The organism is Caballeronia ptereochthonis (assembly GCF_001545075.1).
Taxonomy (GTDB): domain Bacteria; phylum Pseudomonadota; class Gammaproteobacteria; order Burkholderiales; family Burkholderiaceae; genus Caballeronia; species Caballeronia ptereochthonis.
The window spans coordinates 62878-88206 of the sequence record NZ_FCOB02000032.1 but is presented as its reverse complement, the minus strand read 5'-3'; the positions used below and the strand labels follow the sequence as shown (position 1 = coordinate 88206).

Genomic DNA, 25329 nt, shown 5'->3' with positions numbered 1-25329 from the left:
AAGCCACCCGCCGAGATCGACGAGTAAGATCGACATACGGGCCTCGACGAGGAGACATACGCGTATGCTGCTTGCCCAGATCAGCGATCTGCACATCACGCCGCCGGGCACGCTCGCCTACGGCCGTGTCGATACGGCCGCATATCTCGTCCGCGCGATCGATGCGCTCAACGCGCTCGACCCTCGTCCCGACGCCGTGCTGGTCACAGGCGATCTCGTCGATGCCGGCGGCATCGACGAGTACCGTCATCTGCGCACGCTGCTCGACAGGCTCGCGATGCCCTGGCGCGTGCTCGTCGGCAATCACGACGATCGCGGCAACCTGCGCGCGGTGTTCGGCGACCGCCCCGAGCTCGCGGGCGACGGCGGCTTCGTGCAATACGCGTACGATGTGGGCGAGGTCCGCGTAATCGTGCTCGACACGCTCGACCCCGGCTTGGCCGCCGGCCGCCTGTGCGCCGCGCGTCTCGCCTGGCTCGAAGCGCAACTCGAGGCCTGCCGCGAACAGCCGGTCGTGATCGGCATGCATCATCCGCCCTTTGCGTGCGGCATCGGCTTCATGGACGACATCCGCCTCGCCCCCGACGACAGCCGCGCGCTCGAAGCCCTGCTGCGGCGCCATCCGAATGTCGAGCGCATCGTGTGCGGTCACGTGCATCGCGCGATCAGCGTGCGCTTCGGCGGCACGATCGTATGGTGCGCGCCGTCGACCGCGCATCAGGTCGCGCTGCAACTGAATCCCGGCAGCCCCGACGCGTTCGTCATGGAGCCGCCCGCGTTCGGGCTGCATCTGTGGCGCGCGGACCTGGGACTCGTCACGCATTGCGTGAGCGTCGAACAGGGCGGCGGTCCGCAGCCTTTCTAGCCGCGCTCAGCGGCTTTCGCGCGTCTTCAGTATGATCGGCGGCTGGCGGCAATCGTCCTGCCGTCCCAACCGACCATGCCCACTTCTCCGCAACCGTCCCCTTCGGCCGACGCGCCCGAACGCCATCCGCACTACTCGCGCGCCACGCTCTGGCTGCTCGCGACGATCGCGGGCGTGTCGGTGGCGAACATCTACTTCAATCAGCCGCTGCTCGGGGACTTCCGCTCGGCGTTTCCCGAAAGCGCCTGGCTGATCGGCGCCGTGCCTGCATCGACCCAGCTCGGCTACGCGCTCGGCATGCTCGTGCTCGCGCCGCTCGGCGACCGCTTCGACCGGCGTCTTCTGATCCTGCTGCAACTGGCGGCGCTCGGCATATCGCTCGTGATCGCGTGCACGGCGCCGACGCTCGCGGTACTGATCGCGGCGAGCCTCGCGATCGGCGTCGTGTCGACGATCGCGCAGCAGGCCGTGCCCTTCTCCGCCGAGCTCGCGCCCGCCGCCGAGCGCGGCCACGCCGTCGGCACGGTGATGAGCGGCCTCCTGCTCGGCATCCTGCTCGCGCGCACGGTGTCCGGCTTCGTCGCGCAATATTTCGGCTGGCGCGCGGTGTTCGGCGCGTCGGTGATCGCGACGGTCGCGCTCGCGGTGGTCGTCATCGCGCGGCTGCCGAAGAGCCGTCCGACCTCGACGCTCTCCTACGGCAAGCTGCTCGGCTCGATGCGGCATCTCACCCTGGAAAGTCCCGCCCTGCGCGAGGCCGCGCTCACCGGCGGTTCGCTCTTCGCCGCATTCAGCATATTCTGGTCGGTGCTCACGCTGCTGCTCGCGGGCGAGCCGTTCCACCTGGGACCGCAGGCGGCGGGGCTCTTCGGCATCGTCGGCGCGGCAGGCGCGCTCGCCGCGCCGCTCGCGGGCAAGTCCGCCGACCGGCGCGGCCCGCGCGCCGTCATCTCGCTTTGCATCGGGCTCACCGCGCTGTCGTTCGTCGTGTTCGCGTTTTCGGCGAGGAGCATCGCCGGGCTGATCGTCGGCGTGATCGTGCTCGATGTCGGCGTGCAGGCGGCGCAGATCTCGAACCAGTCGCGCATCTACGCGCTCAGGCCCGAAGCGCGCAGCCGCGTGAACACCGTCTACATGGTGGCGTACTTCATCGGCGGGGCGCTGGGTTCGGCGCTCGCGTCGCTCGCCTGGCACGCGATGGGCTGGACGGGCGTGTGCCTGGCCGGCCTCGCGGCAACGGGGCTCGCCGGCTTCAGTCACTGGCGCAGGCGCGAGCGCCGCGCGGCGGCGAACCCGCGCACGTAGCTCGAGGCAGCGATATCAGGGATGAACGCGCTCGCGCGCGTAGTCGTGCAACGCATCGAGCACGCGGTCGAATTCGAGCGACTTGTCGAAGAAGTGACGCACGCCGTATTGCAGGCAACGTTCGCGATACGCGGGCAGCGCGTGGTTGGTGAGCACCGCGACGAACGCGCGGCGCGACGCTTGCGCGCCGCTTTCCCTGAGCCACGCGAGCACGTCGATGCCCGAGCCGCGCTTCAGTTGCAGATCGACGATCACCGCGTCGAAAGGCTGCGCCGACAGCAGCGCGATGGCGTCGTCGGGTGCATCGGCGCAGGCGGTCACGCGCCAGCGGCCGAGCGCCTCGATCGCCTCGGTGAGGCTGCGGCGAATCAGCGGCGAATCCTCGATCAGCAGCACCGCGAGCGGCGCGCCATCCGGCGTCGGTTGCCGTGCCCGGTCGTCGGTGGTGATGTGATTGCCCACGTCGGGCGTCCTCCGGCTAATAGGCCAAGCGCGGCGCGCGAATTTCGCACGCCGCGCCGCTATTCGATCAGGCCGTTCTTGATCGCGTAATACGTGAGATCGGCGTTGTTGGAGAGTCGCATCTTTTCCAGCACGCGCGCGCGATACGTGCTTACCGTCTTCACCGACAGATGCAGCTCCTGCGCGATTTCCGTGGGAATCCGCCCGCCCGCGAGCTTGCAGAAGATCTGGAACTCGCGTTCCGACAGCATTTCGTGAGGCCGTTCCGCGGCGGGCTTGTCGAGCTTGTCGGCGAGCGCGTCCGCGATGAACTCGGAAAGATAGCGATGCCCCCGCGCCACCGTGCGGATCGCGCGCACGATCTCGTCGGGCGCGGCGTCCTTGTTCAGATAGCCGTTCGCGCCGGCTTTCAGCAGATTGATCGCGTACTGGCTCTCCGGAAAGCCCGAAAGCATCAGCACGCCCTGCTCCGGCCGGATCTGCTTGATGACGCGCAAGGTGTCGACGCCATTCTTGTCGGGCATCGCGATGTCCAGCAACACGACGCCGAACGCCTGCTCGCGCACGAGCGCGATGGCTTCGTCGCCGGTTGCGGCTTCGGCGGCCACTTCCATGTCGGGCTCGTCCGCGACGAACTGCCGGAACCCGCTGCGCACGATCGCATGGTCGTCGGCTATCAGGACTCGAATCATTCGCGCCGTCCGCGCTGCCGGACGCTCTTGTAGTAGTTGAACGGTCATCTCACGCGTGGGCCGCCGAGCGCGATGCGCGGCGGGTCCGTCGCGCTTCGCGCCTGCGGCGCCGTGGCCATCAGCCGTCGCGGCCTTGCAGCAGATCGGCCATGTCGTCCGCGTGCTCTTCCTCGACGGCCAGAATCTCCTCGAAGATGCGCCGCGTCGTGACGTCCTTGTCACCGAGATAGCGGATGATCTCGCGATAGGTGTCGATCGCGATGCGCTCCGCGATCAGGTTCTCGCGGATCATGTCGATCAGATCCTTGCCTTCGCTGTACTCCGAATGCGAACGCGACGAGAGGCCGTCGGGCGCGAAATTCGGCGCGCCGCCGAGTTGCACGATGCGTTCGGCGAGCGTATCGGCGTGCTGCTGTTCCTCGTTCGCGTGTTGCAGGAATTCCTGCGCGACGGCTTCCGAGTGAATCCCCTTCGCCATGAAGTAGTGACGCTTGTAGCGCAGGGTGCAGACGATTTCCGTGGCGAGCGAGTCGTTGAGCAGCTTGAGCACCGTCTCGCGGTCGGCGCCGTAGCTCGCGGTCACCGGGCCTTCGTCCATGTGCTGCCGCGCATCGGCGCGAATCTTTTCGACGTCGATGACGAAGGCGTCCCCGGAATGGCTCGGCGCGGCTTTTACAGCAGACGATTTGGACATTTGATTCGCTCCTGTGAAATTGCTGGAATGACGGTCGCTGGAGCAGGTCCGCGCATGGGCTGGTACGCCCCGGCTGCGCGCGATTTGCATAGAGCCCTGCTATCCAATCGGAGACTCGGATGCATGCGCCATGCCTGGTCCTCGAAACAGGGCGCGCGACGGGCGCAAGACCCGCGCGCGGCCCGATGGCTCACGCTTTCGCGCGGCGCGGCGTCACGTTCGGAATACGCCGAGCAGCAGCGTGACCACGAACACGACGAGAAAAATATAAAAAAGGATCTTCGCGATTTCAGCCGCGCCGGCCGCGATGCCGGTGAAGCCGAATATGGCCGCGATGATGGCGATGACGAAGAAGACTGCAGCGTAGTGAAGCATGGAACCTCCTTCAAGGTTGTGCGAACCGGGTTCGGCCGCACCGGAATCTCCGATGTGGCCGCCGCCAGGACATGGCTATGGTCGAGAGAAGGCGCGTCGGATCGACGCTAGTCGATCGCCTTTTTCGTGAGGACGAACCCCAGCACCAGGAACACGACGCAGAGGATCAGGAACAGCACGAACAGGAATTTGGCGATGGCGGCAGCACCGGCAGCGACGCCCGTGAAGCCCAGCACGCCGGCGATCACGGCCACGATCGCGAAAAACAACGCCCACTTCAGCATGATCGTTCCCCGTATGAATGAATGACGGAACCATGCTAACCATGACTTTCGCGCGGCGCATTCGGGCTGGCTCCTTTTTTGCTGTGGGAATCCACCGACACACGCTTTCAATCCGGCTTCGACCAACGCCATGAGCCACGCACCGCGCGCCGCGCTACCGAACATCCTCGAGGACGATGCGCCGTCCTTCGAGCCCGAGACGCCCTCGACGGCGCAGCCCGCGCCGGCGGGTATCGCGCGTCGCGCCACGCGCCTGAACGAATGGATGCGCCGCTACAGCTGGGCGGTCGCGATGACGGTTGCAATCGTCATCACCGTGGGCGGCCTCGTGATTCTGGAGTCGGGGCGCATGCGCATCGCCGCGGAATACGAAACCGCGCTCGACGCCAAGGGCGCGACCGCGCAGCTCTCGACGCTCGCCGCCGATTTCGCGACGCTCACCGCCGACGAACGCGGCTTCGCGCTGCAGCCGGACGGCGCATACCGGACCCATTTCGAAGAGACGTCGGCGCGCGTGCGGCGCACGCTCGCCTCGCTCGATGCGTACTACCGGCGCATCGGCGACGACGCGGCGTTCGCGAGCTTCGCGCAGATCCGCGCCGCCGCCGACGACGAAATCGCGCAAGGCACGGTGCGCCTCGCCGATCTCTCGAAAGACGCGTCCGCCGATTCCGCCGCGCGCGAGCGCGCCCTTGCCCTGCCGCCGCCGGACAGCGCGACCCTGGATGCCGCGCTCTCGCTCCTGCGCCTGAACGAAGAACAGCGCGCGCAGCACGCGCTCGACGCGAGCCGGGCCGATCAGCGCATCTCGACGCTCTGCGTCGCCGCGCTGTGCGCGCTCAATATCGTGTTGTTCCTGCTGCTGTTCCGCAATCTCGGCATCCAGCTCGACAAGCAGGCGCGCGTGCAGAAGGCGCTCATCACGCAGCAGGAAGAGCTCGATCAGCTCGTGTTCGCGCGCACGCGACAGCTGGAAGCGCTCGCCTGGCATCTGCAATCCGTCAGCGAAAACGAGAAGACGGAGCTCGCGCGCGAGCTGCACGACGAGCTCGGCTCGATCCTCACCGCGAGCAAGATGGACGTCGCATGGGTGCGCGGCAAGCTCAGGGACGCCGAGCCCGCGATGGCCGAAAAGCTCTCGCGCGCGCTCGGCAACCTCGATCAGGGGATCGCGCTCAAGCGCCGCATCATCGAGGACATGCGTCCGACCGTGCTCGCCAGCTTCGGTCTCGTGACGGCGCTGCGCTCGCTCGCCGACGAAGCCGCGCAACGCAACGGCTGGAGCGTCGAATTCGATCTGCCGGGCGAGGACATGAAGCTCGGCGAGGCGATCGAGATCGCGCTTTTCCGGGTCGCTCAGGAATCGCTCACGAACGCGGCGAAGTACGCGCGCGCGAGCCGCATCCGCGTGGCGCTCGCGCTCGATGAAGAAAGCGTGTCGCTCGTCATCGGCGACGACGGCATCGGCATCCGGCCGCAGGACCTGAAGCGCACGCAGACGCACGGCCTCGTCGGCATGCGCCAGCGCGTGTCGGCGCGCGGCGGACGCTTCGAGATCGAGCGCGCGGCGCCGCACGGCACGATCATCAGCGTGTCGATGCCGCGCGAGCGCAGCGCCGATGCGATGAGCCCCGAGCCCGTCACGACACCGATTGCAACGCCGCTTGCGTAGGACGATTCCGACGTGAAATGCGGAGCGCGCCGACAAGAAAATCGCACGCATGCCTACAGCCTGCGCGAACCGGCTTTTTTATGATCGTTCATACCAGTCAGGCTGGATGCCGAATACGCGTCCGCCGACCAGACACGATGCGCGAATCCGATTCCTGTCACGCATTTCAACTCCAAGGGGGATACAAATGACTCGACTCATCGCTTTGCTGTTGATCGCCGGCACGGCGGCTCTCGCAGGCTGCAACACCATCTCGGGAGCGGGCCAGGATATCTCGAAGGGCGGTCAGGCCATTTCGAACTCCGCCGAAGAGCACAAGTAACAGGCCACGCGCGCCGCAACGTTGCGGCGCGTCCGACGCTCACGCGTTCCGTGGCGTCGATGCAGTTCCTGTCTTCCCGCCGCTTCGTGCGGCGGGATTTTTTTGTGCGGCCCGCAGCGCCAAAAAAACGCCCGACCGGTGTTTTCGGCCGGGCGTCGAGTTTCAGAACGGACTCAGACGAGCCCGCGCCGCCGATAGTCGAACCAGAAGGAGAGCCCGACGGAGAGCAGAATCACGACCGTCGCGACGACGGTCCAGCGCGTGATGATCTCGCCGAGCAGGAGCGCACCGAGCATCACCGCGACGACCGGATTCACGTACATGCAACTGCTCGCGATGATCGGGCTCGTATGCCGGATCAGGAAGCCGTAGGCGACGTAGGCGGCCATCGTGCCGATCAGCATGAGATAGACGAACGATGTGCCCGGCACGAAGCCGACATGACCGAGGCGCTCGCCCGAAATCAAGGCGAAGACCGTCGCGATCGAACCACCGAGACCGATCTGCAGCGCCGTCGAGACGAAGAGATCGGACGGCAGCCTGAGGCGGCTCGCGAGATGCGAGCCGCCTGCCCAGAAGATCGCGCCGCAGAGAATCGCGAGGCTGCCCGCGGTCGAACCGGCGCTCGGATCGCCGTGATTCAGCAGCACGATGCCGAGCAGCCCGAGTCCGACCGCCACCCACTCTCCTTTCGCGATGCGCCGGCCCGTGAGGGCGGCGATGAGCGTCGCGAAGAGCGGGACCGTCGCGACCATCACCGCGGCGGTGCCGGTCTCGACCGTGCGCATGCCGTAGGCGAGCATCCCGCTCGACAGGCCGACGAGCAGCGTGCCGACGAGCGCGGCGTTGCGCACTTCGATCATCGTCGGCCAGACCGGCTTCCTGCGCGCCGCGAAGACGAAAAGCCCGATGCCCGCGAGCAGGTTGCGCAAGCCGGACAGCAGCAGCGGCGGGAACGACGCGAGGCACAGATGCACGGCGAGATAGGTCGAGCCCCAGACGAGATAGACGACCGCGAGCGCGAGCACGACCTGGCCCCGGTGCGTGCGCGGCAGGCGGAACGGGAAACGGTCGGGCAGGCTGAACGGCAGGCGCGGCGGTGCGGGCCGGGGCGGCAGCTTCGGCGAGAGTTCGGACATGCCTCACTCCGCGAAAGCTGCGCGAGGCGCGCCGAGCGCCGCGCGAGGCGGACGAGCGGCAATGGGATCAACAATAAGATCGACGATGAAAGCGGGGACGGTCAACGCGTCGTGAGCGGCGACGCCCGGGAGGGGCGCGGCGGGACGGACGAAACAGGACGGCATGGCGAAACGGTTGAGGTGCGGACGCGCGGTGCGTGACGAACGGTGAGCCACGCGACGGCGGCGACGCTTTCGGGTACGGCCGCGGTGCCCGTCGCAAGACGGTGACGGCGCGGCTCGGGCAAACACGGTCGGGGAAAACACCGAAAGCCGCGGCGCCCGACATTATGCAGTAAGCGCTGCACACGATCGACGAAACCACGTGCGAAGTTCGCGGATGGTTGCCAAGACGCCACGCCGCGGTGTAATGTGGCGGCTGCTAACGCGGGGGTCCTGCGTTGCACATCGCGGTTTCGTCCGGCTTCGTCGGACCGGGCCGCCTCGTGTGGCGTGGGTGAGAAATACCCTTTGAACCTGATCTGGATAATGCCAGCGCAGGGAAGCGTTCGGGCCTGGCGGCTTGAATGTAGATCTCACGCATCGCCACTTCTTCCGGGTCCGTACCTTTCCATCTCGTTCCTCCCTGTTTAGCTCCTGAGTCAGCCGAGCCGGCCGATGCGCGCGCGCACCGAACGGCAACGCTGGAGACAATCCTTCCCCACAGGAGACACAGCACATGAATGCCAATCCCAAGTTTCTGTCCGAGAACGCCGTCGTCGATGCCGCCGCGATCGCGCCGCTGCCGAACTCGCGCAAGGTCTACGTGAGCGGATCGACGCCCGACATCCGGGTGCCGATGCGCGAGATCACGCAGTCCGACACGCCGGACGGCTTCGGCGGCGAGAAGAATCCGCCGGTGTACGTGTACGACACGTCGGGTCCGTACACCGATCCGGAAGCTGCGATTGACATCCGCTCCGGCCTGCCCGCATTGCGCGGCGCGTGGATCGACAAGCGCGGCGACACGGAAGAGCTCGCGGGTCTTTCCAGCGACTTCGGCCGCGAACGCGCCGCCGATCCGAAGACCGCCGAGCTGCGCTTTCCCGGCCTGCATCGCAAGCCGCGCCGCGCGCTCGCCGGCAAGAACGTCTCGCAGATGCACTACGCGCGCCAGGGCATCATCACGCCGGAGATGGAGTACATCGCGATCCGCGAGAACCAGCGGCGCGCGGAGTATCTCGAAAGCCTGCGCCAGAGCGGCCCGAACGGCGAGAAGCTCGCGAACATGATGGGCCGCCAGCATCCCGGCCAGGCCTTCGGCGCGGCGGCGTTCGGCAAGGACGCGTTGAAGGAGATCACGCCCGAGTTCGTGCGCGAGGAAGTGGCGCGCGGCCGCGCGATCATCCCCGCGAACATCAATCACCCGGAAAGCGAGCCGATGATCATCGGCCGCAACTTCCTCGTGAAGATCAACGCGAACATCGGCAATTCGGCGGTGACCTCGTCCATCGGCGAGGAAGTCGACAAGATGACCTGGGCGATCCGCTGGGGCGGCGACACCGTGATGGACCTGTCCACCGGCAAGCACATCCACGAGACGCGCGAGTGGATCATCCGCAACTCGCCGGTGCCGATCGGCACGGTGCCGATCTATCAGGCGCTCGAAAAGGTCAACGGCAAGGCCGAAGACCTCACGTGGGAAATCTTCCGCGACACGCTGATCGAGCAGGCCGAGCAAGGCGTCGACTACTTCACGATACACGCCGGCGTGCGCCTGCAATACGTGCCGCTGACGGCGAACCGCATGACCGGCATCGTCTCGCGCGGCGGCTCGATCATGGCGAAGTGGTGCCTCGCGCATCACAAGGAAAGCTTCATCTACGAGCACTTCGAGGACATCTGCGAGATCATGAAGCAGTACGACGTCTCGTTCTCGCTCGGCGACGGCCTGCGCCCCGGCTCCATCTACGACGCCAACGACGAAGCGCAGCTCGGCGAGCTGAAGACGCTCGGCGAATTGACGCAGGTCGCGTGGAAGCACGACGTGCAGGTGATGATCGAAGGCCCCGGCCACGTGCCGATGCAGCTCATCAAGGAGAACATGGATCTCCAGCTGCAATGGTGCGACGAGGCGCCCTTCTACACGCTCGGGCCGCTCACGACGGACATCGCGCCGGGCTACGACCACATCACCTCGGGCATCGGCGCCGCGATGATCGGCTGGTTCGGCACCGCGATGCTCTGCTACGTCACGCCGAAGGAGCACCTCGGCCTGCCGAACAAGGACGACGTGAAGGAAGGCATCATCACGTACAAGCTCGCGGCGCACGCGGCGGATCTGGCGAAGGGTCATCCGGGCGCGCAGGTGCGCGACAACGCGCTCTCCAAGGCGCGCTTCGAGTTCCGCTGGGAGGACCAGTTCAATCTCGGCCTCGATCCGGACAAGGCGCGTGAATTTCACGACGAAACCCTGCCTAAGGATTCGGCCAAGGTCGCCCACTTCTGCTCGATGTGCGGCCCGCACTTCTGTTCGATGAAGATCACGCAGGACGTGCGCGACTTCGCGGCGAAGCAAGGTTTGAGCGAAACCGAGGCGCTCTCCAAGGGCATGGAGACGAAGGCGATCGAGTTCGTGAAGAAAGGCGCGGAGATCTATCAGCCGACCTGATCTTGCTTTCCAGCTGACAACGGCCTGTCGCATCGCGCGTGCGGCAGGCCGTTTTTTCATGTGCACGGGGCGCGAAGCCTTGTCAGGCCTGAGCCAGCGTCGTCCTCGGACGAATCGGGCACCTTTCCTGCTGAAAGACGAACGAACCGGCGAAAAACGTGGCGGCCGCTTTGGTGAACGCCGAAATCCAGCCGATTCAGCTCATCATCGTATTGGAGAGTCGACATGAAAAACATCAAACAGATCGGCGCCGCTGCAATAGTCGTTGCATTCCTGGGAGGATTGACCGCCTGCGGCGACATGACCACGCGTCAGCGGGATACCGCCATCGGCGCGGGCGTGGGTGCGGCGGGCGGCGCGGTGATCGGCGGCAGCGCGCTGTCCACGCTCGGCGGCGCGGCAGTCGGCGGCGTCATCGGCAATCAGGTCGGCAAGTAGCGAGGCCATCCGCGAGCGGCGAGGCCCGCGCGCTTCGCCGCGTTTTCCACGCGTTGTTTCAAGTTTGTTACAGGAAGGCACTCCGGTAATGCTTTGTCACATCACATCCGACGCCTGCCTGGCCTCGTTCGAGTAAGCTGCTTCTTAACGGACCCGCTTTTTTTCGAGCCAAGAGTCCGGCACGCCGTACCGCAAGGAGCAGCATCATGATTTCCGTCCGCAGTAGTCTCGGACCCTGCACCGCCGCCATCGCGCTCGCTGCGGGGCTTCTTCTCGGCGGGTGCTACTACCCTTACGGTTATCCGGCTTACCCGTCTTACCCCGTCGTCGGCACGACCTACACACAGCAGGAATTCACGCTGCCGGCTCAGGCGGCATCGGGCACGGCGGCCGCCGCGCCCGCCGCGACGCTTCCGCCCGAGTATCAGTACGCGGTCGGGCCGTACGCCGATTACTACCAGACCTATCCGTATCCCTATCCCTACTATCCGCCCTACGCTGCTTACCCGGCGTATTACGGCTACGGCTATGGCTATCCGGCGATCTCGTTCGGCTTCGGCTATTGGGGCGGCGGCGGTTGCTGCTGGGGGCACGGCTGGCACGGCGGTGGATGGCACGGCAACGGCTGGCATGGCGGTGGATGGCACGGCGGCGGTGGAGGATGGCACGGCGGCGGCGGAGGTTGGCACGGCGGTGGCAGCAGTTGGCAAGGCGGCGGAGGCTGGCATGGCGGAGGCGGTGGCGGTCACGGGCATTGAAGCCGCGCACGCGCCGGTGTTGCATCAATTGAGACAACGCGCCGGTTTTTTCGCCTTCGCGTAACATCGCTGCAACATTTTCCGATCAGTTCGGACGCGCACGCAGGAATCGCGGGATCGTGCGCTCGCGCACTTTCCTTTCCCGACAATGACTTGGCGGATTTCGCCAGACCATTGGCATGATTTTGGCTAGACATTTCCCCTATTTGCCGCGGCGCAACGGCAACCGACGTTGCGGACGTTCCGTTTTCAGGGGATCGACATGATGGCCTTCGTGTTTTTTCTGCTCTGGATGCTCGCCTCGCTCGGGTTGCTGACCATCTGGGTGTTCCGTCAGACGCCTGTCGCCGGCCGTGAGGAACGCGCGCCCGGCGTCATCGCGGAAGGCTGACCGCTTCGACCCTTCCTTACGCCGTTCATACAATGGCAGCGCGGCGGCCCGCGCCGCGCCTCGTCATGCCCGCCCGAACGGCGCGCGGCAATGAAGGGCATTCACGCCTTGACGCAAGCCGTTCGCGCCCTATTCTTAGTGTGCGCGTTATGCGTCCGCTTAAGCACGCGGACGCCTGCTGCTGCAACATCGACCTCCACGCGCATCGCGGCTCGCTTCCCGCCGCTCCCGCTCATGACAGAAAAAAGGAGACCCGATGTTCCATCAGCTGCTGACCCCGATCGCGAACTCGCTCTTCGCCTCCTTCATCGTCGCCGCGCTGCCGATCATCCTCGTGCTCGTGCTGCTCGGCTGGGCGCGCCGCCCGGCGTGGCAGGCGTCCCTCGCGGGTCTCGTGCTCGCGCTGATCATCGCCGTGGCGGGCTGGCACTTCCCCGTCGGCCTCGCGGTCGACTCCGTCGTGGCGGGCGCGGTGTTCGCGCTGTGGCCCGTCATGTGGATCGTGTTCGCCGCGATCCTGCTGTACAACGTCGCGCAACGCTCCGGCCGTTTCGAGGCCTTTCGCCTGTGGATGGTCGATAACCTGCCGAACGACCGGCGCATCGTGCTCGTCGTGATCGGTTTCTCGTTCGGCGCGCTGCTCGAGGGCATCTCGGGCTTCGGCACGCCGATCGCCATCACGAGCTCGCTCCTGATCCTGCTCGGCTTTCCGACGCTCGAAGCGCTCACCTTCACGCTGATCTTCAACACCGCGCCGGTCGCGTTCGGCGCGCTCGGCGTGCCGATCACCGTGCTCGGCGCCGTCACGCACCTGCCGACCGACGCCCTCGCGAAAATGGTCGGCCGCCAGTTGCCGCTCTTCGCGTTCTTCCTGCCGTTCTACGTGATCGGCGTCTATGCGGGCTTTCGCAGCATGATGCGCATCTGGCCCGTGCTGCTGGTTTCGGGCGGCGCGTTCGCGCTCACGCAATTCGTGACGTCGAACTACATCAGCTACGCGCTGACCGACGTGCTCGCGTCGCTCGTCTCGCTGATCCTCACCATCGCGTTCCTGCGGGTGTGGAAACCCGTCGCGGACGAGCGCTTCGCCGTGAACGTCGACCGCCTCGCGGACACGCGCGCGACGCTCTCGGGCACCCAGGGCTGGCTGCCGTGGATCGTCGTGTCGGTGGTCGTGATCGTGTGGACGGTGCTCAAGATCTTCATGATCGGCGACGTCAAGATTGCATGGCCGGGACTCGACAAGGCCGTCTACATCACGCTGTACAACCAGCCGTACGGCGCGATCTGGGACTTTCAGCCGCTCGCGACCGGCACCGCGATCCTCGTCGCGTCGATCATCACCGCGCTCATGGTGAAGCTGCCCGCGCGCGAGTACGGCGCGGCGATCGTGGATACGTGGGTGCAGACGCGCATCGCGATTCTGACGGTGGCGACGATCGTCGGCCTCGCGTATCTGATGAACTACTCGGGCATGAACTACACGCTGGGCCTCGGCGTGGCGTCCGTCGGGCCGTTCTTCCCGCTCGTGTCCGCGTTCCTCGGCTGGGTCGCGGTGTTCCTTTCCGGCAGCGACACCTCGGGCAACGCGCTGTTCGGCAACCTGCAGGTGGTGGCGGCCAACCAGCTCAACCTCAATCCGGTGCTGATGGCCGCGACCAACTCGTCCGGCGGCGTGATGGGCAAGATGATCTCGCCGCAGAACATCTCGACCGGCGTGGCCACGACCGAGCTCAAAGGCAAGGAAGGTCTCGTCTTCGCGCGCACGTTCTGGCATTCGATCTTCCTCACGGTCCTGCTCGGCGTGCTCGTGTGGCTGCAGCAGAACGTGCTGACCTGGATGATTCCGCCGCATTGATGGCGCATCGATGTCCCGCTTCTTGCGCTCTCTTCCGGCGGGCGTTCCATGGTCGCGAACCCGGTGCTAACATGCGCGGACTTTCGATGAGCATTCCAGAGTCCGCCTCGCCATGTCGCCCGCCAATCTGCTGCAACTGATCGCGCTCGCCGCCCTGTGGGGCGCGTCGTTTCTCTTCATCCGCGTGGGCGTCGCCGAGTTCGGCGTCGCGCCGCTGATGGCCTTGCGCGTGGGCATCGGCGCGGTGTTTCTGGTGGCGATGCTGCTCGCGCGCCGCCCGCTCGCCGCCACCGCCGCGACCCTGCGCACACGCTGGCTGCCGTTGCTCGCGGTCGGCATCCTCAACTCGGCCGCGCCGTTTTGTCTCTTCGCCTATGCGGAGCTGACGCTCTCGGCCGGCGCCACGTCCGTCATCAACGCGACGACTCCGCTCTGGGGCGCGCTCGTCGCCTATCTGTGGCTCAGGGACCGCCTGACGACCGCGCGCACGATCGGCATGGCGATCGGCTTCGCGGGCGTGCTCGTGCTCGTATGGAATCAGGTCGCGCCCGCGCAGGCCGGACCCGATGCCGCGCTGCCCGTGCGGGGCCTGCTCGCGGCCGCCGCGGCGCTCGTGGCATCGGCGCTCTACGGCGTCGCCGGCAACTTCGCGAAACGATATCTGATGGACGTCGACGCGATGACCAACGCCGCCGGCAGCATGCTAGGCGCGACGCTCACGCTCGCGCCGATCGCGTTGCTCACGTGGCCCGCCGCGCCCGTTTCCGCGCATGCATGGGGCGCGGTGCTCGCCCTCGGCATCGGCTGCACGGGCATCGCGTACTTCATCTATTTCCATCTGGTCGCGGTCGCGGGCCCGGCGCGCGCGATGACCGTCACCTTCGTCATTCCGCTCTTCGGCATTCTGTGGGGCGCGCTATTTCTCGGCGAACGGGTGTCGCTGGCGATGCTCGCGGGATGCGCCATCGTGCTCGCGGGCACCGCGCTCGCGACGGGCGCGCTCGGCCGCCTCCCTTTTTTCGGGCGACACAAGCTCGCGCGGTGACCTGGACTTCTCCCGTGAACGCCGGCCGTTGGCGGCGGCCATGGCTCGCGTCAGTCATATTGTTTGGATGCGAGTTGCATGCCGTGCGGTGCCGCGTCATCCTTCGCGTTTTTCGCCGGGAGCGGACATGGGAGATTCCTTCGCCAAGATCAAGCACGAGATAATGAAGATGGTGCCGCCCACCCTCTTTTTCTTCGTCCTCCTGCATGCCGTTGTCATCATTCGAGCGCTGATGGTGAAAGGCACCGGCATCTCGCTCCCGACTTCCGTCTCGGTGATCGTCGCCTCGCTGATTCTCGGCAAGGCGGTGCTCATCGCCAACATGCTGCCGTTCATCAATCGCTATCCGGATCGTCCGCTGATCTGGAATGCGGCCTGGAAGACGCTCATCTATACCGTCGTGGCCGGCATCTTTCACTATCTCGAGCGCCTGTTCGACTTCTGGAAGGAAACGCACAGCCTGGTGGCCGCGAATCATGAACTGATCACGCACATCAACTGGCCGCAGTTCTGGGCGATCCAGATCCTGCTGTTCCTGATGATCGGCAATTACTGCGTGTCCGCCGAGCTCGGGCGGGTGATCGGGCGCGAGGTGATGAAGTCGTACTTCCTCGGGCCGCGAGTCGATGTGCCGCCGAAGTGGCAGCAAAGCTGAAGTCGGCACGCGCGCCACGACGGCGCAGCGTCAATCCCCGCGCACGGGTCCCCTTCCCGCCTTGATCGCGCCGCGCTTCACCTTGCTCTCCACACGGCGCCGCTGCGATGCGCGCGTCGGCTTCGTCGCGATGCGCTTGCGCCGCGTCACGCTCACGCTTCTGATCAGCTCGTCGAGCCGCGCGAGCGCCGCCGCGCGATTCATGTCCTGCGTGCGATGCTCCTGCGCCTTGATGACGATCACGCCTTCGCGCGTGACGCGGCTGTCGGCGAGCGCGAGCAGCCGCGCCTTGATGTGCTCCGGCAGCGACGACGCGCGGATGTCGAAGCGCAGATGGATCGCGCTCGAGACCTTGTTGACGTTCTGACCGCCCGCGCCTTGCGCGCGCACGGCCGTCAGCTCGATTTCGTTCGGCGGTACGGCGAAGCTGTCGGTCATCGTCATCGGTCGGCTCCTTTGCGCGCTTCGCACGCTCGTTTCATGCCAGACGGCGCATTCTCGCGGCGAGTCCGGAATCGCGCCGCGTCGGCTCCCTGACCGCCTGCGCGAAGACCGCGGCCGAACCGATCACGTCGACCTTGCGCTTCGCTCGCGTGATCGCCGTATAGACGAGTTCGCGCGACAGCACGCGCACGAACGCGCCGGGCAGCACGAGCGCCGCGTGCTCGAACTCCGAGCCTTGCGACTTGTGGACGGTGAGCGCGAACGCGGTGTCGTGCGGCGGGAGCGCTGCGGGCGACACGTAGCGCAACGATCCGTCGGCCATCCGGAAAGCCACGCGCAAGAGGCCGTCCGCGCCCGGCAGCGCGATGCCGATATCGCCGTTGAAGAGCCCGAGCGCATAGTCGTTGCGCGTGACGATCACGGGCCGCCCGGCGAACCATTGCGCACCAAGCGCAAGCGCGATGCCCGCCTGCTCGCGCACTTTCGCGGCGATGCGCGCGTTCACTTCATCCACGCCGCGCCGTCCTCTGCGCGTCGCGCACAGCACGCGGAAGCGGTTGAGCGCGTCGAAGAGCTGCGCGTGATCGGGCTGCGCGCCGTCGAGCGCGGATGCGAGCGCCTCGGCGTAGGGCGCGAACCCCCTGGCGAGACGAGCGAGCGTGCGCTCGGAAAGCGCGGCGTCGCCATCGTCGAAGAGCACGGCCGCGCGCTCGCCGGATGGGTCGAGCGCGGCGAGCGCGGCCTTGTCGTCGCCGTTGCGGATGGCGATGGACAGGCGTCCGATGTCCGAATCGAGGCCGAAGCGATAGTTCTTCTGCAGCCAGACGACGCAATCGGTGAGCGCGGGCTTCCCCTTCGCGGCGTGCTCGCCCCAGTCTTCGGGGAGCGTGTCGAAGAGTTCGCCATAGCCTTCCGTGTCGTCGGCGGGCGCGGCATCGAAGAGTCCCAGTTGCGGCTCGCCCGACGGGTGCGACGTTGCGCGCTTCGGTTCTTCGGCGCGCGGCAGCGCCGCTTCGAGCCGTTTCGCGTCGATTGCAAGCGCCGACGCGATCCGCGCCACGCCCGTCTGGCTGAACGACGGCTCCGCGCTCAGTTCCGCGAACACCGCGCCCGCCTCCACGGCCGACAGCTGATCCTTGTCGCCGAGCATCACGAGACGGCTCGTCGGCGCGACGGCCTCGAGCAGATGCGCGGCAAGCGCGACATCGATCATCGAAGCCTCGTCGACGACGATCACGTCGTAAGGCATGGGATTGTCGCGATGATGCCGGAAGCGCCCGTCCGCCTGCACGCCGAGCAGGCGCTGCAGCGTGAACGACGTGCGCGGCAGACGCCCGGCCAGTTCGGGCGGCAGCTTGTCCGCGCGCTCGATGAGCGCCTCCTGCATGCGCTGCGCCGCCTTGCCGGTCGGCGCGGCGAGCGCGATGCGCAGATCCGCGTCGGCATCGAGCAGGCACGCGAGCACGCCGACGACGGTCGTCGTCTTGCCGGTGCCCGGGCCGCCGCTCACGATGGTCAGCCTTCCTGACAGGGCCGCGAGCGCGGCGACGCGCTGCCAGTCGATGTCGTCGTCCGCGTTCGGTCCGAAATAGCGCGCGATGCGCCCGCCTTGCAGCGCCAGTTCCTGCCGTGAAATCGGCGCGCGCGCGTCGCGCGAGCGTTCGACGAGCGCCTGCGCGAGCCGCCGCTCGTAATCGAAATAGCGCGCGAGATAGAGCCGCCCATCCTCGTCGATGACGAGCGGCAGCAGATCGGCCGCAGCCGCGCGCTGATCGCTGCGCGCGAGGCACGCGACGCCGCTCGCGAGCAACGCGTCGCGCGCCTCTCCGAAGCGCTCGCCATGACGCCGCGCCAGCGCCGCAAGCGGCATGCACACGTGACCTTGCGCCGTCGCACGGCTCATCGCGAGCGCGGCGCGCCCGGCCCACAGCACGCCGCGTTCGTTAGCGCCGAGCCGCGCCGCGAGCGCGCCGATGCGCCGCGCGAAGCCTTCCGCGAGCGCGGCGCTCTCGTCCGCAGGCGCGGGCACGGGCCGCGCCCCCTCCAATGCATCCGGCGTGCTCATGCCGCGCCTCCGGACATCAATCGATCGAGCGCCTCGACCAGTTCGAGCGGCGGGCGCCCGCGATGCACGCCGCTCGCCGCATCACCGTCACGCCAGCCGGGACGCACGCCGCGCACGAAGAGATAGAGATAGCCGCCGACATGCGTGTCATACGCATAGCCGGCCAGGCGCGCGCGCAGATAGCGATGCAGCGCGACCACATAGATGAGCGCCTGAAGGTGATACGCGTGCTCGGCCATCGCGACGGCGAGCGGCGCGGCGGCATAGTCGGATGCGGCGTCGCCCAGATGATTCGACTTCCAGTCGATGATCCAGTAACGCCCGTCGTGCTCGACGATCATGTCGATGAAACCCTTGATGAAGCCCCGCAGCGCGCCGGTCTCCAGCGCCACATCGGGAAAGCCGTGCGCGGCGAGCACGCGCCGCAGCGATCCGAAATCGAGCGATTCCGCCGGGAACAGAAACTCCAGCTCGTTCATGCGGCGCATCATCGCGATATCGCGAAGCCGCATGCCCGGCGCGATTTCGGCGGCGACGGTGTCGCCGAGCAGGCGCAGCATCATCGGACGCAGGCGCGGCGCGAGCGTCTCGGGAGCGGGCGTCGGATGCTCGTGAAGCGCGCGCTCGACGGCCGCGGCCCAGCCCGACGGCTCGGTGAAATCGGCGAGCTCGAACATGCGGTGCAGGCATTCGCCCGCCGCCGCGCCGCGCGGAAACGCGAGGATGTCGTCGGCGGCGAGTTGCGCCGCGTCGCGCGCGGATGCTTCGCCTGGCGCGTCCTCATCGAGGGAAGCGAGTTCGTCGTGGTCGGGACGCGCTTCGGCCGGTTGCGACTGGTTCGCCTCGTCGCGCGCGCCGGCCGCGATCAGCGAACTGAAGCTCGCCATGCGCCAGCGGTCGCGCAGAATCCGCCGGTTCGTGCGCGCGGCGATCTCATGTTCGTTCGACGCATCGGCGGCGAGCGGCTCGCGCGCATCGATCACCGGTAGCGGAGCCACTCCGATCGCCCCGCCTGCTTCCGCCGCGAGCGCGCTCCACGCCGCGACGATGTCCGCTTCTTCGGGCGGCTCGTCGCAGAACGCATCGAAGTCCTTTCCGTTGCCCGCGACCAGCCAGTTGAGCACGCTGCGGCGCGATTCCTTCGTCGACCGGTTCGACAGATAGAAGCCCGCGACGACGTAGCACCGGAACACCGCCCGCGTGAGCGCCACATACACGAGACGCGCGCGCTCGGCCGCCTGCTCGCGCGCGATGGCCGCGCTCACGTGATCGTCCTCGTCGCCTTCGATACCGTAGTGCAGCACCGCCTCGCCCGCATCGTCGTGATATTCCTTCGCGTCGGGCAAGCCCGATTTCGGCGGCTCGCGCAAGGCGCCGTCGTTCAGGAACGGACAGAATACGACCGCGTATTCCAGACCCTTCGACTTGTGGACGGTCACGATCTGCACGAGATTGCGGTCGGATTCGAGACGCAGTTGCGCCTCCTCGCCACCGCCTTGCTGCTCGCGTTGCGCGGCGAGCCAGCGCAGCGTGGGCGCGATGCCCGGCCGCTCCGCCGAGCGCGCCTGCAGGAGTTCGGCGAGGTGATTGACGTTCGTGAGCCTGCGCTCGCCATCGAGCCGGGCGACGAGGCGCGTGGCGATCGACAGCTCGCGCGCGAGCGTGCGCCACATCACCGCGAAGCCGCGCTCGTGCCAGATCGTGCGATAGCGCGAGAAGCGTTCGACCCAGCTGGTTGAATCGATCACCTCGCCTTCGGGATCGGCCGCGTCGGCATGTTCGAGGCGCCAGAGCGCGGCGGAATCGAGCCCGAACCAGTCGGTCGCGAGCGCGGCGCGCAGGCGGCGCAAATCGCCCGGCGTATCGATGGCGGCGAGCACGCGCTCGATCTGCTCGGCATCGAGCGAGCCGAACACGGACGCCTGCGCGAGCTCGACGCTGCCGATGCCCCACGCCGCGAGCACGCGCTTCACGAGGCTGCCCTGCCGATGCGTCTGCACGAGCACGGCAATGTCGCCCGCCGAAAGCGGCTTCGTGCCGATGCTCACCTCGCCGCGCTGCGCCCCGCGCAAGAGGCGCGCGATCTCGGCGGCGCATGCTTCGGCCGCCTCGCGCTGCGCGTTGCTCTTCGTGAGCGCCGATTCGCCGTGCGGCAGCATCCACACGCAGAAATCCGCGATGTCCGAATAGGCTGCCGCCGGCGTGTTGTCGACGAACGGGCCGCGCTTGCGGGTTCCGGCGCGCACCGGCTGATAGTCGAGCCCATCGAGGATGAACGCCGCCGGATTCGCTTCGAACACGCGATTGCACGCCTCGATGATCGGCGGCGTCGAGCGCTGGTTGACCGCGAGCGTGTAGCGCGCGCTCGCGCCGTCGCGCGCGGCGAGATAGGTGTGCAGATCGGCGGCGCGGAAGCTGTAGATCGCCTGCTTCGGATCGCCGACCAGAAAGAGCGGACCGTGCGGCGCGAACACGCGCTTGAAGATCGCGTACTGCAAGGGGTCCGTGTCCTGGAATTCGTCGATGAGCGCGGCCGGATAGCGCGCGCGCAAGGCCTCGGCGAGCCACGCATGTTTGACGAGCGCGTGATGCAGGTTCGAAAGCAGATCGTCGAACGAGACGACGCGGCGGGCGCGCTTGCGTGCGGCGAGTTCGGCCGGTGCGTAGTCGAGCCACTCGCGCACGACCTCGAGCCACAGCGCGCGCTGCGCAGCCTCGGCGGCTGCGGCGGACGCGGCGAGCGCATCGGCCTGATCGAAGAACGCGTGCGCGGGCGGCGTGTTCTTGACCTTGGTGCCTCTCGCGAGCGCGGTCGCCGTGAGCTTGAGCGCTCTTTCGGGCGGCGGCGCGTGGCAGTCCCCTTCGGCGAAGTACGAGGTCCATGCATCGATGGCCTCGCGAACGATCTTCGCGCTGTAGCTGTTGCCCTTGAGCGCGCCCTGGGCGTCGGCGAGCAGCTTGACGATCGTGTCGCGCTCGGCGTTCCAGAGCGCGCAGGCCTCGTCGAACAGCGCCTGCATGTCGGCCGCTTCGGCGGCGTTCGTATCGCCGAAGCGCAGCGCGGCAAGCGGCTTTTTCAGGCGACGCGCGAGCTGCGCATCGAGCGACGCCGGCCCCGCGCCCTTCGCGACGAGCCACGATGCGAACGACGGCGTGCGCGCCGCCGCGGGCTCCACGCGCTCGCGCCAGAAGTCCGCGGCCAGTTCGAAGCGCAGCGCGCTGTCGTCGGCTTCCATCTCGAAGGCGAACGGCATCGCGGCGGCGAACGGCGCCTCCTGCAGCGCGCGCTGGCAGAACGCGTGAATCGTGTGGATCGCGGCCTGATCGAAGGTGGACAGCGCGATGCGCAGGCGCTTCGACGCTTCGTCCGCGTCCATGTCGGCGAGCGTCGTCTCGAAGAGGCGTTCGATGAACGGGTCGCCGAGCGCGTCGCCGTTTTCGATCGCATGCGCGACGCCCGCGAGCCGCGAGCGGATGCGCTCGTGCAGCTCGGCGGTCGCGGCCTTCGTGAAGGTGACGACGAGAATCTGCTCGACGGAGAGCCGCTTTTCCAGCAGCAGGCGCACGTAGAGCGCGCAGATGTTCCAGGTCTTGCCCGTGCCGGCGGAAGCCTCGATCTGGTTCACGCCGTCGAGCGCGCAAGAGAAGACGTCGAGTTCCTGCACGGCGGTGTCGTTGTCCACGGATGATGTCGTCATGCGCCGCTCCGCAGATGTTGCACGAGCGGCTCGAACACGATGCGGGCGAGCGCGGCGAAGGCATCGTCGAGCGCGAGCTCCGCGCCGCGAAATGCGATGCGGAATACGGGGTCGTCGGATTCGGCGTGCGTGCGCTCGGACTCCCACGCGCCCTGCGCTTTCGCGTCGCCCTCCCTCACCTTGAGCCACGCGCTCTTCGGGAAGAACCTGAGCGGCATGCGGCGGCCCGCGCGATAGAGCGCCGCGAGCGCGGCGAGATGCGCGTGCGGATCGGCGACGGGCGTGAGCTCGAAATCCGCCGATTGCGCGCCGCGCCCGTGCCAGACGGTGCGGCACGGGCCGTCTGGCAGTGCCGCGCAATACGCGAGATGCGCGAGCCACGCCGACAGGTAATCGCGCGCGCGCGGCGCGTCGTAGCGATAGATCACCTGGCCTTGCGGCGTCAGGCGGTTGAGCGTGCCGACGAGCGTCATCGCGCGTTCGTCGACGAGCGCGTCGTCATGCGCGCCGAAGAGCGCAATGCCTGCGGTGTCAGGCCAGCGCGGCGCGAGATCGAGCGAGAATGGCAGACGCTCCACGCCCGCCGCCGTCGACGCGCGCACGCGCTCCGCCAGTTGACCGAGCGCGTGCAGCTCGCGCGCCTGCCACACGCCGCCCGTCGCGCCGCCGGGCATCTCGGGGCTCGCGCGCGCAACGCGCCGGGCGCGCTCGCGGGCGGCGCGCTCGCCATCGTCGGCCGCTTCGAGCAGCGCCGGCAGCACGCGGTCGGCGAGCGCGTCGCGGCCCGCGAAGCCCAGTTCGAACGGCTCGGTGTCGTCGAGCTCGGCTTGCGCATCGACGAGCGCGATGCCGAGCCTGTCTCTCAGCAGTGCGCGCGCGGGATGCCGCCAGAAGCGCACGAAATCGTCGAACGCCACGGTATGCGCCTCGTCTTCCGGCGGCAAGGGCGCGGAGAAGAACGGCGCCACCGGCGGCGCCGTGCCCGACTCCAGTGCGCGGGCGAGCTCGGCGCGCTCCGGTTCGTACGTGAAGAGCCTGCCCTTCTGTTCGAAATAATCGGGCGCGTAAGGCTGCAGCGGATGCTCGAACACGAAGCGCGCGCGCGCTTCTTCCAGCTCGTTCGGCCCGGCGTGCTTGCCCGCGACCGACTGCGCCAGATAGTCGAGCAGCTCGTCGATCAGCGCGGCGGGAGGCAGCACGGCGTTGTCGCGAATGCTGCGCCCCGTGTACGCGATCAGCAGCCGGTCGCGCGCCGCGAGCACGAGATCGAGGAACAGATTGCGCTCGTCGTCGCGCCGCTGACGGTCACCAAGCTTGCCGAAGCGCGCCATCAGATCGAACTCGTCGGCGCGAGTCAGGCTCGGCAGCATGCCGTCGTCCATGCCGAGCAGACAGACCACGCGATACGGCAGGCCGCGCAGGCTCGTCAACGACGAGAACGTGACGCCGCCCCACGGCACGCCGCCGCGCGCGGGATCGTCGAGGGTATCGGTGAGCGCCGTGCGGATCACGGCGGCCGACACTTCGGTTGCGCCCGCGCCTTCGTCCATCGCGACGATGAGCGAATCGACCGCGCGGCGCACGTCGCCGATGGCGTCGGCGAACGCGACGCCCGCATCGAAGAAACGCTCGAGCGCATCGAGCAGCAGATCGCCCCAGGCGCGCGCGGTGCGCGGCGTCGCGATGCGCTCGGCGAACGCGTCGATGTCGTCGACGAAGCGCGTGAGGCGGCCGAGCAACTCGGCGTCCGAGCCGTTCGCGCCTTCGATGGGCAGCCAGTCCGCCACCGGCGCGCCGCCCTCCGGTAGCGCGTAGCCGAGATAGAGACGTGTGAGCGCATCGGCGAAGGTGTGGCGCGCGGCGGGCACATCGTCGGCCGTGACTTCGTCCGGCCGCAAGCCGCGCCGCGCGCCCGCGGCCGCGAGCCACGCCTGCGCGGTTTCGAGCGCGATGGCGTCGATGCCGTAGCGCGCCGCGATCGCATCGACGCGCAGCCATTCCACGAGCTCGGGCGCGCCGACGCTGCGCTCGGTGAGCGCGAGCCACTCGAGCAGCGCGCGCGCGACGGGATTCGCCTGCGACGGCGGCAGGCCGGTGATGCGATATGGAATGCGCCGCCGCTCGTTGCTCGCGCCCGCGGGCGCGGTGCCGAAGATGCCGTCGATGAGCGGCCCCGCCACCGCGAGATCGGGAAACGCGACGAGCACGTCCGACGGCTCGAGCCCTTCGATCGAGTCGAACCAGTCGAGGAGCCGGTCGTGCAGCACTTCGAGCTGACGCGACAGGCTGTGACACACGTGCACTTCGATGCCGTTCTCGACGATCGTTTCGGGCTGCGGCCCGGCGTTCCCGTCGTCGAGCGCGAGAATGCCGTTCTGCACGCGCGCGAGCCACGTCGGCGCGGGATTCTCCTCGAAGTGCTGCCGCTCGCTCGACGCCGCGCTCTCGGTCAGTTCGTGCAGCATGTGAAGCTGCGCCTGCGTCTGCCGGCCCCACTCCGCGAGCAGCGGATGGCCGACCTCCTGATAGTCGGCCTCGCCCTTCAGTTCCAGTTGCTCGACGCGCGCCTCGCTCACGATGTCGAACCAGAACTCGCGGCAAGGATTCACGGCGTAGACGCGCACGTCGATCCAGCGCGACAGTTCGCGCAATAGCGCGATATGCAGCGGCGGCATCGTCGGCAGCGCGAACACGCTGATGCGGCGTGGCCATTGCGCGCGCATCACGGCGTCGAGATCGAGCGTGGGCGCATCGGCGAGAAAGCGGTAGGCGGGCGGCGTCGGGTCTTGCGTGTCTCCGTTCGCGTCGCGTGCGAGATCCGCGAGCAACGCGCGCCATAGCGCCGCCTGCCAGCGTTCGTCCTCGCGCTGAATATCGTTCGCGCCTGAGAGCCGCGGGCCGCGTGCGTCGATCTCGGCGTTGACGCCCGGCAGGCCCGCCAGAATCGAGCCGCCCGCCTGCCAGTGCGTGAGCCACTCGGGCCGATACGTCAGATAGTGGTCGAAGACCGTGGCGATGCGCCGTGCGAGCTCGTAGCGCATCGAATCGTCGGCGGCATCGAGATACGTGGACAGCCGCGCCGAATCGCCGAACGACGGATCACCGAAGAGCCGATAGCAGCGCCACGCGAGCCGGTCCGGCGCGAACGGCGAATGCGTGGGCACGGGCAGCACGCCCCCGATCCGCGCCCACAGCCACTGCGCGAGATAACAGAATTCGACGTTCGCGCAGATGCCGAAACGCTCCGCCATGTCCAGCTCCAGCCGCCGCCGCACGGCCGCGCTCGGCACGATGACGGCCTCGCGCGCGAAGGGATCGCCCTCGCGCATCGCGAATGCGGCGAGATCCTCGAAGAGCGCGGCGGCGAGCGTCTCGTGACGATTCGAATAAAAGAGTTCGAGCATGGAAAGCGGCTTGATATGCGGCCTCTGACGGCATGACCCGAGGCGGTATTTGGAAAGCTTCGTCAGTTCAGGCGCCAGCATAGCAAAGCGGGCGCTCTGCCGAGAACCTGGCC

The 25329-nt window shown here is 67.6% G+C and carries 21 protein-coding genes and 1 riboswitch; of the genes, 11 read left to right on the top strand and 10 right to left on the bottom strand.

From position 1 onward, the window contains the following. The first annotated feature begins 64 nt into the window (after positions 1-64). The gene (locus AWB83_RS28165) at positions 65-865 is read left to right on the top strand and encodes a phosphodiesterase (RefSeq protein ID WP_087048907.1); all 801 of its coding nucleotides are present in this window, start codon (positions 65-67) and stop codon (positions 863-865) included. Between the two features lie 75 nt (positions 866-940). Further along, the gene (locus tag AWB83_RS28160) at positions 941-2170 is read left to right on the top strand and encodes an MFS transporter (protein WP_087048906.1); all 1230 of its coding nucleotides are present in this window, start codon (positions 941-943) and stop codon (positions 2168-2170) included. A gap of 15 nt (positions 2171-2185) precedes the next feature. Here the strand turns inward: AWB83_RS28160 and AWB83_RS28155 are convergent, their stop codons facing one another. From AWB83_RS28155 to AWB83_RS28135, 5 genes are all read right to left on the bottom strand, one after another. Then, positions 2186-2632, bottom strand: coding sequence for a response regulator (locus AWB83_RS28155; RefSeq protein ID WP_087048905.1), 447 nt, complete (start codon positions 2630-2632; stop codon positions 2186-2188). 59 nt (positions 2633-2691) lie between these two features. Next, positions 2692-3324, bottom strand: a complete 633-nt coding sequence (locus tag AWB83_RS28150) for a response regulator (RefSeq protein WP_087048904.1) — start codon at positions 3322-3324, stop codon at positions 2692-2694. A 118-nt stretch (positions 3325-3442) separates the two neighbouring features. Continuing rightward, positions 3443-4018 (bottom strand): ferritin-like domain-containing protein, encoded by a 576-nt coding sequence (locus AWB83_RS28145; protein ID WP_087048903.1) that lies wholly within the window; start codon positions 4016-4018, stop codon positions 3443-3445. Positions 4019-4231: 213 nt separating this feature from the next. Then, positions 4232-4393, bottom strand: coding sequence for a DUF1328 domain-containing protein (locus AWB83_RS28140; protein WP_087048902.1), 162 nt, complete (start codon positions 4391-4393; stop codon positions 4232-4234). A gap of 107 nt (positions 4394-4500) precedes the next feature. Further along, positions 4501-4677: a DUF1328 domain-containing protein gene (locus AWB83_RS28135; RefSeq protein ID WP_087048901.1), complete on the bottom strand. Its 177-nt coding sequence runs from the start codon at positions 4675-4677 to the stop codon at positions 4501-4503. 130 nt (positions 4678-4807) lie between these two features. On the opposite strand from AWB83_RS28135, the gene AWB83_RS28130 reads away from it, so the two are divergent. Both AWB83_RS28130 and AWB83_RS28125 read left to right on the top strand, forming a co-directional pair. Further along, complete coding sequence (locus tag AWB83_RS28130; RefSeq protein WP_087048900.1) at positions 4808-6349, top strand: sensor histidine kinase; 1542 nt, start codon at positions 4808-4810, stop codon at positions 6347-6349. A gap of 187 nt (positions 6350-6536) precedes the next feature. Next, a complete protein-coding gene (locus tag AWB83_RS28125; RefSeq protein WP_050328126.1) occupies positions 6537-6671 on the top strand; it encodes an entericidin A/B family lipoprotein in 135 nt (44 codons plus the stop codon). Between the two features lie 173 nt (positions 6672-6844). Here AWB83_RS28125 and AWB83_RS28120 read toward each other — a convergent pair whose 3' ends face one another. Continuing rightward, entirely contained in the window at positions 6845-7810 is a 966-nt protein-coding gene (locus AWB83_RS28120) for an EamA family transporter (RefSeq protein ID WP_087048899.1), read from the bottom strand. A 418-nt stretch (positions 7811-8228) separates the two neighbouring features. Further along, positions 8229-8371: riboswitch (TPP riboswitch) on the top strand. A 157-nt stretch (positions 8372-8528) separates the two neighbouring features. Here AWB83_RS28120 and thiC point away from each other — a divergent pair. The 7 genes from thiC to AWB83_RS28090 all read left to right on the top strand — a co-directional run bounded on the left by thiC (position 8529) and on the right by AWB83_RS28090 (position 15605). After that, a complete protein-coding gene (thiC, locus tag AWB83_RS28115; RefSeq protein ID WP_087048898.1) occupies positions 8529-10460 on the top strand; it encodes a phosphomethylpyrimidine synthase ThiC in 1932 nt (643 codons plus the stop codon). Between the two features lie 225 nt (positions 10461-10685). Further along, complete coding sequence (locus tag AWB83_RS28110) at positions 10686-10898, top strand: YMGG-like glycine zipper-containing protein (protein ID WP_087048897.1); 213 nt, start codon at positions 10686-10688, stop codon at positions 10896-10898. A gap of 206 nt (positions 10899-11104) precedes the next feature. Further along, complete coding sequence (locus AWB83_RS28105; protein ID WP_087048896.1) at positions 11105-11656, top strand: hypothetical protein; 552 nt, start codon at positions 11105-11107, stop codon at positions 11654-11656. A 262-nt stretch (positions 11657-11918) separates the two neighbouring features. Then, positions 11919-12047 (top strand): hypothetical protein, encoded by a 129-nt coding sequence (locus AWB83_RS37570; protein ID WP_279629100.1) that lies wholly within the window; start codon positions 11919-11921, stop codon positions 12045-12047. 256 nt (positions 12048-12303) lie between these two features. Next, positions 12304-13905, top strand: a complete 1602-nt coding sequence (locus AWB83_RS28100) for an L-lactate permease (protein WP_087048895.1) — start codon at positions 12304-12306, stop codon at positions 13903-13905. A 112-nt stretch (positions 13906-14017) separates the two neighbouring features. Beyond that, on the top strand, positions 14018-14950 hold the full coding sequence (locus AWB83_RS28095; protein WP_087048894.1) for a DMT family transporter: 933 nt from the start codon (positions 14018-14020) through the stop codon (positions 14948-14950). 127 nt (positions 14951-15077) lie between these two features. Next, a complete protein-coding gene (locus tag AWB83_RS28090) occupies positions 15078-15605 on the top strand; it encodes a hypothetical protein (RefSeq protein WP_087048893.1) in 528 nt (175 codons plus the stop codon). 30 nt (positions 15606-15635) lie between these two features. On the opposite strand, the gene arfB is transcribed toward AWB83_RS28090, so the two are convergent. From arfB to recC, 4 genes are read right to left on the bottom strand one after another with little or no spacing between them, the layout of a single operon-like run. Beyond that, entirely contained in the window at positions 15636-16049 is a 414-nt protein-coding gene (arfB, locus tag AWB83_RS28085) for an alternative ribosome rescue aminoacyl-tRNA hydrolase ArfB (RefSeq protein WP_374729146.1), read from the bottom strand. A 34-nt stretch (positions 16050-16083) separates the two neighbouring features. Beyond that, a complete protein-coding gene (locus AWB83_RS28080; protein WP_087048892.1) occupies positions 16084-18114 on the bottom strand; it encodes an AAA family ATPase in 2031 nt (676 codons plus the stop codon). After that, positions 18111-21812: an exodeoxyribonuclease V subunit beta gene (recB, locus tag AWB83_RS28075; protein WP_087048891.1), complete on the bottom strand. Its 3702-nt coding sequence runs from the start codon at positions 21810-21812 to the stop codon at positions 18111-18113. Before recB ends, AWB83_RS28080 begins: the two co-directional genes overlap by 4 nt. Continuing rightward, positions 21809-25216, bottom strand: a complete 3408-nt coding sequence (gene recC, locus AWB83_RS28070) for an exodeoxyribonuclease V subunit gamma (RefSeq protein WP_087048890.1) — start codon at positions 25214-25216, stop codon at positions 21809-21811. The genes recB and recC overlap by 4 nt, the downstream gene beginning before the upstream one ends. Between the last annotated feature and the right edge of the window lie 113 nt (positions 25217-25329).